The sequence below is a fragment of the Streptomyces sp. NPDC058664 genome, from assembly GCF_042716635.1.
Taxonomy (GTDB): domain Bacteria; phylum Actinomycetota; class Actinomycetes; order Streptomycetales; family Streptomycetaceae; genus Streptomyces.
The window spans coordinates 47,264-59,048 of sequence record NZ_JBHXRW010000041.1 but is presented as its reverse complement, the minus strand read 5'-3'; the positions used below and the strand labels follow the sequence as shown (position 1 = coordinate 59,048).

Annotated in this window: 8 protein-coding genes; 1 reads left to right on the top strand and 7 read right to left on the bottom strand. The window is 75.1% G+C overall.

What is annotated here, in order from left to right; genetic code table 11:
• Nucleotides 1-22: 22 nt before the first annotated feature.
• From ACFWUY_RS28515 to ACFWUY_RS28485, 7 genes are all read right to left on the bottom strand, one after another.
• Nucleotides 23-2,926 carry an AAA family ATPase gene (locus tag ACFWUY_RS28515; RefSeq protein ID WP_384115654.1) on the bottom strand — a complete coding sequence of 968 codons (2,904 nt, stop codon included), beginning with the start codon at nt 2,924-2,926 and terminating at the stop codon, nt 23-25.
• A 226-nt stretch (nt 2,927-3,152) separates the two neighbouring features.
• Entirely contained in the window at nt 3,153-4,853 is a 1,701-nt protein-coding gene (locus ACFWUY_RS28510; protein ID WP_384115689.1) for a S8 family serine peptidase, read from the bottom strand.
• Between the two features lie 704 nt (nt 4,854-5,557).
• On the bottom strand, nt 5,558-6,424 hold the full coding sequence (locus ACFWUY_RS28505) for a GNAT family N-acetyltransferase (RefSeq protein WP_384115651.1): 867 nt from the start codon (nt 6,422-6,424) through the stop codon (nt 5,558-5,560).
• A 151-nt stretch (nt 6,425-6,575) separates the two neighbouring features.
• Complete coding sequence (locus ACFWUY_RS28500) at nt 6,576-7,475, bottom strand: hypothetical protein (protein ID WP_384115647.1); 900 nt, start codon at nt 7,473-7,475, stop codon at nt 6,576-6,578.
• The gene (locus tag ACFWUY_RS28495; RefSeq protein WP_384115642.1) at nt 7,472-8,479 is read right to left on the bottom strand and encodes an SPFH domain-containing protein; all 1,008 of its coding nucleotides are present in this window, start codon (nt 8,477-8,479) and stop codon (nt 7,472-7,474) included. Before ACFWUY_RS28495 ends, ACFWUY_RS28500 begins: the two co-directional genes overlap by 4 nt.
• Before the next feature lie 351 nt (nt 8,480-8,830).
• Nucleotides 8,831-10,075: a DMT family transporter gene (locus tag ACFWUY_RS28490; RefSeq protein WP_384115638.1), complete on the bottom strand. Its 1,245-nt coding sequence runs from the start codon at nt 10,073-10,075 to the stop codon at nt 8,831-8,833.
• A complete protein-coding gene (locus ACFWUY_RS28485; RefSeq protein ID WP_384115686.1) occupies nt 10,072-10,923 on the bottom strand; it encodes a phosphatase PAP2 family protein in 852 nt (283 codons plus the stop codon). Before ACFWUY_RS28485 ends, ACFWUY_RS28490 begins: the two co-directional genes overlap by 4 nt.
• Nucleotides 10,924-11,130: 207 nt before the next feature.
• On the opposite strand from ACFWUY_RS28485, the gene ACFWUY_RS28480 reads away from it, so the two are divergent.
• The gene (locus ACFWUY_RS28480; protein ID WP_384115631.1) at nt 11,131-11,733 is read left to right on the top strand and encodes a TetR/AcrR family transcriptional regulator; all 603 of its coding nucleotides are present in this window, start codon (nt 11,131-11,133) and stop codon (nt 11,731-11,733) included.
• Nucleotides 11,734-11,785: the final 52 nt, after the last annotated feature.

Genomic DNA, 11,785 nt, shown 5'->3' with positions numbered 1-11,785 from the left:
CGTGACCCGTACGAGCCACCGTTCACGGTCTGAGTGCCGTCGCCAGCTGGGCCCGTGAGCGGACGTCGAGCTTCTGGTAGATCCGGGTCAGCCGCGCCTCGACCGTCTTCACGCTCAGGTACAGCTTCGCCGCCGCCTCCTGGTTGCTGGCGCCCTGGCCCACGAGACGGGCGAGGCGGAGCTCCGCCTCCGTCAGTGTGGAGAGCGCCGCCGGAGCCTCCTCGGCCCCGGAGCCGCCCCCGGGGGTCTCGCCCGCCGTGCCCGCCGGCGTCTCGCTCGCCAGGGCCAGCCAGGGAGCCGCGCCGGCCCGCTCGAACACCGAGGCCGCCTCGTGCAGGGCGCCCTGCGCGGCCGACCGCCGTCGTCTGCGGCGCTCCACCCGGGCGAGCGCGATCAGCGCCCGGCCCCGCTCGAGCGGCAGTCCGGCCCGCCCGAAGGCCTCGGCCGTACGGGTGAGCAGCTCCGCCGCCTCGTCCGTGCGTCCCTCCGCCGCGAGCCACAGGGCGTACGCCCGGTCGCAGCCGAGCAGGACCGTGGACCGTCCGAGCCGGGACGCCACCGGCCGTACCTCGTCGAGCAGCGCCAGGGCCTCGTCGCCCGCGTCATGGGCGATCAGCGCCTCGGCCAGCTCCTCGTGCCAGCGGAGCATCGACGGGTCCACGGTCGACTGGGCGCGCTCGTCGGTCTGGACGCGGCGCAGCGTCTCCACGGCGGCGGCGACGTCCCCGTTGACCAGCTGGACCCGGCCGAGCGCGTACCGGCTGCGGGAGAGGAAGACCCGGTCGCCCTCCTCCTCCGAAGCCTGGACGCTGCGCCGCGCGTAGCTCGCCGCCCGTGCGAAGCTGCCGCCGGCCGTCTCCGCAAGCGCGAGCGCGTACCAGGCGGGACCGGGGGAGAGGCCCGCCTCCAGGGTGAGCGCGAGGGACTGCCCGGCGTGCGCGAGGGCGGCGGAGCAGGGGCCGATCCGGGCCTCGATCTGGGCCAGCGTGCCGTACAGCTCGATGGCGTCCTCGACCGAGCCGCGCCGCTGGACGAGGGGGAGCAGCGCGTTCAGTTCGTCGCGGGCGTCGGTGAGCCGGTCGTCGAAGAGGGCGTGGCGGATCGTCAGGATCTGTGCGGCGTTGCGGATCCCGAGCGGGCGCTCGGCGAGCTCCAGGGCACGGGCCTGCGCGAGCACGGCCTCCGCGTCCGGTGACCCGAGGGCCCGCTCCATCCGCGCCTGTACGGTCAGGGCCTGCGCCGCCGTGCGCGGGTCGCCCATGGAAGCGGCGAGCGCGGCCGATTCGACGGCGGCGGTGCGGGAGCGCTGCGGATCGCCGTCCGCCAGGACGTACTTGACGGCGAGTCGCAGCTGTACGGCGGCCCGCATGGCGGTGTCGCCCTCCGAGTCCTCCATGGCGTGGACGTACATCTCGTCGAGCCCGGTCAGCCCCTGGCCGGCCGTGTCGAGTACGGCGAGCCGCGCCCTGACCCGGTCGGAGGGCGCCGCGTCCCGGGCGAGCAGGTCGGTGGCGGCCCGCATGGCGAGGTCGGCGCGGGCGGCGCGGGCGGCCTCCTCGGCGGCGTCGACGAGCCGAGCGATCCGCCGGTTGCCGTGCCGACCGGGTGTCGACTCGGCCGCGAGCAGGGCGAGTTCGGCCGCGAGCGCGCTGTTGCCGCGCCGCCGGGCGAGCACGGCGGCGGCCGCGACCTCGGCGGCGAGGTCCTCGTCCGGGCTGTCGGTGGCGAGCGCCCGGTGGCGTACCGCCTCCACGGGGTCGTCCACGACCTCCGCGAGCGCCGCGTGCCCCGTGCTGCGCTCGGCCCAGCAGGCGTCGTGCACCAGGGTGGAGGGCAGCAGTCCGGCGGTGAAGGACACCGAGCCGTCCTCGGTGAGCGACACGAGCCCGGCCCGCTCGGCGGCCGCGAGGTCGGCCTCGGCGTTGGGCCGCCCGGCCCGCCGTACCAGCGTCGACGAGGGGCGCAGCGCCAGGGCGGCGAGCAGCAGCGTCTCGCGTACGGCGAGGGGCGCGGCGCCCAGGAGCTGGCGGGCGAGGTCGCGGGCCCGCCCGGAGAGCGTCAGCGCCTCCGCGTGGTGCACGGGGGTCCGCGCGTCCGCGAGCGAGCGGCCCACGGCGAGGGCGAGCCTCGGGTTGCCGCCGCTGGCGCGGTGGATGCGCCCGGCCATCCGGGAGGGCAGCCGGTGGTGGATGAGCAGCTCGGCGATCTCGTCGGCGTGCAGCGGGGGCACGAGCAGCACGTCCGCCTCGGACGGCACCCAGAGGTGGGTGGCGTGCGGGTCCTCGGGGCGGTGGCCCTCCTTGGCCTCGCCGTACGGTTCCGGGGTCTCGACGGCCACCACCCGTAGCGCGGGCGGGGCCAGGTGGAGGGCGAACCGCAACAGGTCCGCGCTGTCCGCGTCGACGTGCTGGACGCCGTCGACGACGAGGAGGACGGGGCCGCGGCCGGCCAGCGTGCGCAGGATCTGGGCGAGGCCGAGCCGGAGCGCGATCGGGTCCCAGCCGCCCGCGTCGAGCGGTGCCTCGCGGCAGAGCATGGCGACGGCGGTGCGCTGGGGGCCGGGCAGTTCGTCGAAGACGCCGGAGGCCTCGGGCCGGGTGGCGCCGAGATCCGGCCAGGCCGCCGAGGCCGCCGCGGCGGCCTCGGCCGCCACCGAGGCGACGAGCGCGGCGGCCGAGGCCCCGGGTATCTCGCGGTCGGACGGCAGGGTCGCCAGCCACAGCACGGTCTCGCCGCGCGCCTCGGCGCGGGACGCCTCGGCCAGCGCGAGTTCGGTCTTGCCGACACCGGCGGGTCCGGTGAGCAGGGCGCGGCCCCGGGTGTGCAGGGCGCGTTCCAGCCGGCCGAGGAGTTCCTCGCGGCCCACCGGCGCCGAGTGTCCTCCCGCGCCCGCAGGGCGCAGGGCGAGGTACGGAGCTGTCGCCACTGTCCACCACCTCCGCCGCTCGGGCCCCCCGGCCCAAGAGCCCCGTGCGCAGAGAATACGGAGCCGGGGGGCGGAGTCCAGGCCCCGTGTCCGGCATACGGACAGCGCACCCGGTGGAGAGGTGCGGACGAGCACCAGGACGCGCCCGTGGTATAGACCACGAGCGCGCCGCTGACCAGCAATGATGCTGTTGTGGGGGGTGGTTCAGAGGTGGAGCGGTGGCACCTTAGAAGGTGAGGCTCCACGAGTTGATGTAGCCGGTGTCACCCGAGGCCACATCGCGGACCCGCAGCTGCCAGGTGCCGTTGGCGACCTCGCTCGACGCGTCGACCGTGTACGTGGTCAGTACGTTGTCGGCGCTGTCCGAGGAGGAGGACGCCTTGAGGTTGCGCACCGTGCCGTCGGGGGCGATCAGGTCGATGACCAGGTCCCCGCGGTAGGTGTGCTTGATGTCCACGCCGACCTTGAGGGCGGCGGGGGCGTTGCCGGTGCGGCCGGTGACGGCGATCGAGGACGACACGGTGGTGTTGTCGGAGATCGTGACGTCGGTCCCGTTGGTGAAGACGGTGCCGGTCGGCGGCGTGGTGGTGCCGAGGACGGCGTCGACCGTCTTCGCCGTGTCGGCGATGCCGGTGCCGCAGCCGCCGGTGCAGGTGCCGGGCAGCGGGCGGGCGTTGGTCTTGATCGCGGACTCGATCTCGGCCGGGGTGAGGGTGCTCTTGGCCGACTTGAGCAGCGCGGCGAGGCCGGCGATGTGCGGCGCGGCCATCGAGGTGCCCTGGTAGGGCTCGTAGTTCTCGGTCGACTGGGTCGTCGCGCCCGAGTTCAGCGTGGAGTAGATGCCGTTCTCGGGGGTGGTGACGGTACCCGGCGTGTCGGTGCCGCGGCGGGTCTCGCCGCCGGGCGCGGCCACGTCCACGATGGTGCCGTAGTTGGAGTAGAACGACCGGTTGCCCTCACGGCTGGTCGACGCCACGGTGATGACGTTCGAGCAGTTCGCGGGCGTGAAGCCGGAGGTGTTGGCGTTGCTGTTGCCCGCGGCGACGACGACGGTGGAACCGCGCTGGACGGCGCCGTTGATCGCGGTCTGGTAGACGCTCGGGCAGGTGGAGCTGGCGCCGCCCAGGCTCAGGTTGATGACCTTCGCCGGGTTCGCGTTGGCCGGGACGCCCGGCACGGTGCCGCCGGAGGCCCAGGTGATGGCGTCGGCGATGTCGGAGGACGAGCCACCGCACTTGCCGAGCACCCGCACGGGCTGGATCTTCGCGTTGTACGCGATGCCCGCGATGCCCTTGGTGTTGTTCGTGACGGCGCCGATGGTGCCGGCCACGTGGGTGCCGTGCCAGGAGGAGTCGGAGGCGCGGGAGCCGGTGCCGCACTCGCCGTCGGTGGCGTTCCAGTCGCCCTGGTCCTTGGCGTCCGCGTCACGGCCGTTGCCGTCGCGGGCGTCGGCCGAGGACGAGATGAAGTCGTAACCCGCGACGACGTTGGTCGCCAGGTCCGAGTGGGCGGCGTAGCCGGTGTCGATGACGGCGACGGTGACGCCGGAGCCGGTCGTCTTGTCCCAGGCCGCGGGAACGTTCATGCCGCCGGTGGGCTCGAAGAGGTCCCACTGCTTGGCGTAGTCGGTGTCGTTCGGCGTGACCGCCATCGCGTAGGCGCGGATGTCGGGCTCGACGGAGGCGACGGACGGGTCGGCGCGGAACGCGTCCATGACCTCCGTCAGGTCCTGCTTGGTGGCGCTGTCGCCCAGGTCGACCAGGGCGCCACCGCCGGCGAGGCGACGCTCGAAGGAGAGCTTCTCGCCCGTCTTCGCGGCCTTCTCGGCCGTGTCGCTCTTCGCGGCGGTGTTGGAACCGGCCTCGGCGGCCTGGCTCTTGTAGGTGACGATGACCTTCTCGACCGGGGCGCTGGGGAGCGTCCGCATCGTCTGCGAAGCCGGCGCGGGCTTCGGGGTGGCAGCGCCCGGGGCGGCGGCGAACGCCCCGGAGGTGGTGGCAGCGGCGCCGAGGATGGCGGCGCTCGCGACCACGGATATGACTCTCCGCCTGGAACCGTTCAAGGTGTGGCCCTTTCAAGTACGACGTAACTGCGGAGCAGTGGCGGCGGCGCGGGACACACGGGGCGAAGTGGGGTCGCTGTCCGTCGGTCCCTGGGCTTGGGGAGCCCGTGCGCCGCCACCGGCGCGACGGCCCGGGTCAAGGCCGCCCCCGGCGGACACCACCCTCCTCATGCACCTGTCAGGGTGCGCTCGGGGGATGATATCTGCCGGTGCGGAGGACAGTAGGGAACGGGAGAGTGAACCCGATACGGGGAAAACCCTTGTCACCCCTCAGGGGGTGGCGGGGGGTCGGTGAGGGGAGGGCCCGGAGGGACCGGGCCGGGCAGGGGCGGACTGGATGGAGCCGGATTGGACCGGACCAGGACGGGGCCTGACCAGGACGGACGGGTCCTGGCCAGGACGGGGCCGGGACCGAGCCGGACGACCGGACCGAGCCGAGCCGGACTGAACGGAGGCGGACCGGACCGAGCCGGACGACCGGACCGAGCCGAGCCGGACCAGGCCGGGCCGGACCAGGCCGGGCCGGACCAGGCCGGGCCGGGTAGGGGGCGGCGGGTCGGGCGGGCTCCTCAGCCGAGTTCCAGCGTCGTGACACCGTAGACGCGCTCGCGCGCCACGGGGCGCACCGGGCCCGTGTACATCCTGGCCGTCTCGAACGTCGGCCGGAGCCCCCGCTCCTCGGCCAGCCGCGCCGCCGCCGGGTTCGACTCCGGCATGTCGACCGCGATCCCGGCCGAGCCGAAGTCCCTTGCCTCGGCGGCGAGGGCGTCGAGCAGGGCCGCCGCGTCGGCCGGGGTGTCCGCGAACAGCGGCCCCACCCGCGCCTCGTCCTGGGCGGGACGAACCACCCCGTACCCGGTCACCCGTCCGTCGGCGATCCGCGCCAGCGCGCGATGGCCGGGCGTCGTCAGCCAGGCGGCGAGGAACCGCGGCCGGTCGGCGTGGTGGCAGGCGCCGTCGTACGCGGCGAGGGCGGCCGGATCGACCCGCGAGGCGGCCACGACACCGGTCACCGGGCCCTCGGGGGCCGGAACCTCACCCACGTAACGTGCCGTGCGGTACGCGGTGGAGAAGCCCGAACGCCGGTAGTTGTCCTGCTGCGCCGGGACCCCGTCGAGGCCCACGGACCGGTCGCCCGCGCGGGTCAGCGCGGCCCGCCAGGTCGCCAGACCGTGACCGAGGCCACGAAACCCGGGACGTACCAGATAGAAGCCGAGGAAGGCGTACGCGTCGTCGTAGGTGACGACGGAGACGGCGGACACCGGCTCCCCGTCGATCCGCCCGAGGAAGAAGCCCCCGGGGTCCTGCGCGAAGAACGCCCGGGCGTCGGAACGCCCGGGATTCCACCCCTCCTCGGCCGCCCAGGAACGTACGAGCTCCCAGTCCCGCGCCGTGGCGGGGGAGACGGACAGCGAGCCGGAGGAGACGGAGTCCATGGGGGTTCCTTCAACGGCCGGGAGCGGGCGGGCGGGTGTCCGGCCGACCGGGGGACCGGACAAAGCGCGCCGAGCATAGCGCCGGCCGGGACCGGTCCCGCCGACGGCCGATCGATTCCGGCCGCGGGATCCCGGACCGCGCCGGCGTCCCTCAGTGGACGAGGCGCAGGCGCGGTCCGGCGAGTGAGAGGCGGACGGTCTGGCCCCAAGTCAGTTCCAGCGCGTCCGATTCGACACCGTCGCCGAACGCCACGAGCCGGTCCGACTCGACGGTGAGGCGCAGGCCCTCGCCCGGGTCGAGGAGGCCCTCGACCCGGGTCGTGCCGGTCGTCGGCGACGGCCAGGCCTCGCGGACGAACCAGGCGAGCCGGGCGTCCGCGGGCGAGGGCAGCGCGAGCGTGCTGGAGCGCTGCTCCCACAGGGACCGCAGCCAGCCCGTGGCCCCCGTGCCGGTGCCGACCAGGACACCCGAGGAGGCCTGCGGCTCGGGCGGCGCCTCCGTCGCGTCCAGGCCCAGGGTGTAACGCGCCGTCTGGTGGCCGCGGGGACCGACGTAGATCTCGTTCAGGGCGAGCAGCCGCTGGGCGTCGTCCGTGACGGCCTCGACCATGGTCAGCTCGTCGACCGCGGCCCCGGCCCCCGCCGCGTACGGCAGCAGCCGCCGTGCCCGGTCCGCGCGGTGGCGGACCAGGACGCCGGCGTTGCGCCCGGGGTCGGCGTCGATCCCGATCACGGGCTGCCCGTTCAGGTACTTCGCCGCGTTGGCGACCAGACCGTCCTGCCCGACCACGACGACCACGTCCTCGGGTCCGAACAGGAACCGGTCCAGGTCGGCGCGCTCCACCCGGGTCTGCCGCCACGTCAGCGGTACCGCGCCCGCCACCTCGGCGAGCGCCCGGTGCGCGCGCTCGTGCCGCTCGCGCACGGCATCGACCGAGCGGCCGCGCGCGGAGAGGAAGAACGCCGCCTGGCCGTGCGTACCGTGCCGGGCGAGCAGCTCCTCGTACTCCGTGGTCCGGTGCACGAGCACCGCGCGCGGCGCGAGGCTCACGACCGCGCACCGCCCTCGCCCAGCTTGGCGAGCAGCCCCGTCAGCACGTCGGGCGAGAGCGTCAGGTGCTCGATCCGGGGCAGGTTCTCGGCGGCCGTGGTCACGGCGAGGGCGTGCAGGGTGGCGGGATCCACCTCCGTGTGCGCCCGCAGCCACGCGGACTGCGCACCGGCGCGCGCCGTGCCGACCTCGCGCGCCGCCTCGGCCTCTGCCCGTGCGAGGCGGACCTTCCGTACGGCCTCGGCCTCGGCCCGTACCGCGTCGGCGGCGGCGTTCTCCTCGGCCTCGCGGCGCGCGTTGGTGCCGCGCTGCTCGACGAGCCGCTCCTCCTGCCTGGCCAGCTCGATCTTGCTGGCGAGCTCGTTCTCCGCGATGGCGCGTTCGCGTTCGACGGCGACGGCGCGGCGCTCGTACGTGGCCCGGTCGGCCTCCTGCTGGATCTGTTCGCGGGCGGGGGTGCGCAGGGCGCGTTCCACCTCGGGCTCGGGCCGGATCGCCACCACCCGGACGGCGACGACCTCGATGCCGGTGGCCGGCAGGCGGGGTTCGGCGGCGAGTCCGGCCGTGACGCGGTCCCGTACCGCCGCCACGCCGTCGACGAGCGCCTCGGCGAGCGCGGTGCGGGCGAGGACGTCGAGGGCGTGCTGCTGGGCGGTCTCGGTGAGGAGGGTGGCGATCTGCTCCAGCGGGGCGCCGCGCCACGCGCCCGTGTCGGGGTCGATGGAGAAGTCGAGCCGGGTGGCGGCGGCCGCCGGGTCCCCGATCCGGTACGTGACGGTGGACTGGACGCTGACGTCCTGGAAGTCGGCGGTACGGGCGTGGAAGGCCATCGCCAGTTCGCGGTCGTTCACCGGAACCTCGGAGAGGGCGGCGGTGCGCGGCCGGAACCAGAAGCTGAGTCCCTCGCCGTCGTGGACGAGCCGGCCGCGGCGCTGGTGACGGATGTGCGCGGTGGGCGCGGAGCGCAGATGGCGCCAGCCGGCCCGCCGGGTGATGTCTGCCATGGTGGCGTACCCCCTTGTCGTCAGGTTGACGATAGGAGGTGCGGCTGGTTGTCGTCAAGGTGACGAATTCAAGATCGCTCGGCGGGCGCGGGCCCGTGGGTGGGGTGGAGGGGGGCGCCGAGCGGTCGGACGGTCGAGCGGGCGGTCGGACGGAAGCGGACCGGGTCGCCGCCGTGTCGACTTCACCGTGCGGGCCGTTGGCCTGCCGTGCCGTGCCGTGCCGTGCCGTGCCGTGCCGTGCCGTGCCGTGCCGTGCCGTGCCGTGGGGGCTGCCGCCGTGCCGGGCCCCGCCCGGGCCGTCGCCGTGCCGGCTTCGCCGTGCGGAACCGTCGCCGCACGGGCCTCCCGTCCTCAGCACCCGACCGGCGCGGGCACCGCCTCGGCCTTCGGCTCGGCCAGGCCGGGGAGGGGCGGGCCGGCGGCGCCCTGATCGGCGGCTACCCGGCCGGTCGGGGCCGGTTCCGCGTGAACCGGGTCGATGGCGCCCGACTCGGCTGCGGTGACGGGGGTGGCTGCGGTGACGGCGACGGCCGTGGCGGCTGCTCGGCCGGAGGCGGGCGCGTCCGTCACGGCGAGCTCCGCGACCGCCACGTCGGTGAGGCGCGGCGACGGGACCGCCCGCGTCTCCCGGGGTTCACGCGCGCGCGTGAACCCCGCCGTCCCCGTCCCCCGCTCCGGTGCCGGGGCGGGTTCGGGGGCGCCCTTCGTCAGCAGGACCACGCCCCGTGCCGCGACCAGCGAGGCGCCGGCCGCGACCAGCCAGCCCCACGCGCCCGCGCGGAACGTCTCTCCGAGCAGCGCCACCCCGATCACGGCGGCGGCCGCGGGGTTGGAGAGGTTGACCACGGCGAGCGGCGCGGCGAGTCCGCCCCGGTAGGCGGCCTGCGAGAGCAGCAGTCCGCCGGTCGCGAAGGCCGAGATGAGGAGTGCGAGCAGCGCGGTCTGCCACCAGGCGGGGCCGCCGCCGGGCAGTTCCCGCGCGAGCGCGGCCGTCAGTGTCTGGGTGAGGGCCGAGGCGACGCCGGAGGCTATGCCGGAGGCCGTGGCGTGGCCGAGCCCGCGAGCGCCCCGGCCTCCCGCCGCGTCCGGACCCGCCCCGCGCGCGCCGCCGTGCTCGCGCCCGTGCGGCCGGCCGGAGGCGAGCGCGGCGATCAGGAGCGCCGTCGCCACCGCGACGACCAGGGCCTCGCGCAGGCTGAGCGCCTCGCCGGGTGCCGCAGGCCCGGTCACGGCGACCAGTCCGACGAGCCCGCCGAGGGTCCACAGGGCCCCGCGCCATTCGGTACGGGTCACCCGGCGTCGTGCGTGGTGGGCGCCCAACGGCAGTGCCGCCACGAGCGTCAGCGCGCCGAGCGGCTGGACCAGGGTCAGCGGCCCGTAGTGCAGGGCGGCCACGTGGGCGAGGGCTCCGGCGGCGTTCAGGCCGACCGCCGACCACCACTGCCCACGGGTGAACAGCGAGCGCAGTGCCCCTCGCCCGTCCTGGACGGGGGAGGCGGCGGCGAGCCGGGACTGGGAGACGGCGGCGAGCGCGTATCCGGCGGCGGAGAGGAGGGAGAGCAGCACCGCGACGGCGGTGCCGGTGGCGGGGTTCATCGGTGGGCTCCGACCGGGAGGGAAGGGGCTTTGAGCGCGCGGGGCAGGGGCGGAGGCGGGGGCGCCGTCCGATGGCCGGGGGCGCGGACGGCGAGCAGCGCGAGGCCGAGGAGTGCGGCGGCGGCGAGCGCGTCGAACCAGTAGTGGTTGGCGGTGCCGATGATGACGAGCAGGGTCAGCAGTGGATGGAGCAGCCACAGGGCCCGCCAGCGGGACCGGGTGGCGGCGATGAGGCCGATCGCGACCATGAGGGCCCAGCCGAAGTGCAGCGAGGGCATGGCCGCGAACTGGTTCGCCATCGAGTCCGTCTCCGGTGTCGCCCCGTACACCGAGGGGCCGTAGATCCGGGCGGTGTCGACGAGTCCGGCGGCGGCGAGCATCCGTGGCGGCGCGAGCGGCATCAGCAGGTGCAGGGCGAGCGCGGCGGCGGTGACGAGCGCGAGCACGCGGCGCGACCACACGTAGTGGGCGGGGCGCCGCCAGTAGAGCCAGACGAGGAAGGCGAGGGTGGCCGGGAAGTGCACGGCCGCGTAGTACGTGTTCGCCGCCCGGACGATCGGTTCGCCGTGCAGGAGCAGCTGCTGGATCGTTCCCTCGTCCGGCAGGCGGACCGCGCGCTCGGCGTCCCAGACGAGGTCGGCGTTCCGGAAGGCGCGGGTCTCATGGCCGTTGGCGAAGAGCCGGCCGAGCTTGTAGACGAGGAAGAGCGCGGTCACGAGCATGAGCTCGCGCAGGAGCGGCGGTCTGGCGGACTCGCCGGAGCGCTCGCCGTCCGCTCCTTCCTCCGGCCCCTCCTCCGGTGCGCCCCCGGCCCCGCCGTGCCCGGCGGGGCCGGGGGCAGGCGTCAGCCCCGGTCCTGCAGGACGTGGTCCTCGTATCCCGCGTATCCCGGCAGCCATCGCGCCGCCCTTCTCGTCAGCAATCAGTCAAATCAGCAACAAACCGGGGAAGCCTAGATCCGATTTCATCGAGACGCAAGCGTATCGATACGTTTGCGTCTCGATTGTGCACCCCCTACTCTCGTATGTGCAGACCCAGGTGTCCGGGAGGGATCGATGTCCACAGAGGCCGCGACCGCCGCAGCCCGCCGCAGCAAGATCACGCCGGAGCGCGAGACGGAGCTGTACGACGCCGTCCTCCGCCTCCTGCGCGAGGGCGGCTACGACTCGGTGACCATGGAGGGCGTCGCGGCCCGCACCAAGTGCGGCAAGGCCACCCTCTACCGCCAGTGGGGCACCAAACCGCGGCTCGTCACCGCGGCGCTCGCCCAGCGGCGCTGCACCGTGTTCACCGGCATCGACACCGGCACTCTCGCCGGCGACCTGCGCGAGGCGGCCCGCATCGCCGCCTCCCGCCGGGAGCACGACGCCGAACTCATGGAGGCCGTCGCCCAGGCCTTCATCCAGCACCCCGACCTGCGCGCCGCACTCCGCGAGACCGTCATCGCCCCCGAGGTCGCCGCCATCGACGGGGTGGTGGCGCGCGCGGTCGAGCGCGGCGAGATCGACGCCGACAACCCGGCGATCGGCTTCGTCGCCCCCTGCTTCCTGGGCATGCTCCGCATCGAGCGGCTCTTCGAGGAACGCTTCGCGGACGCGTCGACCATGCGGACCTTCGTCGACGCCGTCCTCCTCCCGGCCCTGCACGCCGAGGGCTGAGCCCCGGGCCCGCCCGACGTGGATCCGTGCCCGTCCGACCTGGTCCCCGGGC

Excerpts from the sequence above, each read along its gene's own strand:
- ACFWUY_RS28510 (WP_384115689.1), bottom strand. The coding sequence starts at position 4,853 with ATGCGGACGCTCCCCAGCGCCCCGGTCGAGAAGGTCATCGTCACCTAC.
- ACFWUY_RS28505 (WP_384115651.1), bottom strand. The coding sequence starts at position 6,424 with ATGGACTCCGTCTCCTCCGGCTCGCTGTCCGTCTCCCCCGCCACGGCG.
- ACFWUY_RS28495 (WP_384115642.1), bottom strand. The coding sequence starts at position 8,479 with ATGGCAGACATCACCCGGCGGGCCGGCTGGCGCCATCTGCGCTCCGCG.
- ACFWUY_RS28490 (WP_384115638.1), bottom strand. The coding sequence starts at position 10,075 with ATGAACCCCGCCACCGGCACCGCCGTCGCGGTGCTGCTCTCCCTCCTC.
- ACFWUY_RS28480 (WP_384115631.1), top strand. The coding sequence starts at position 11,131 with ATGTCCACAGAGGCCGCGACCGCCGCAGCCCGCCGCAGCAAGATCACG.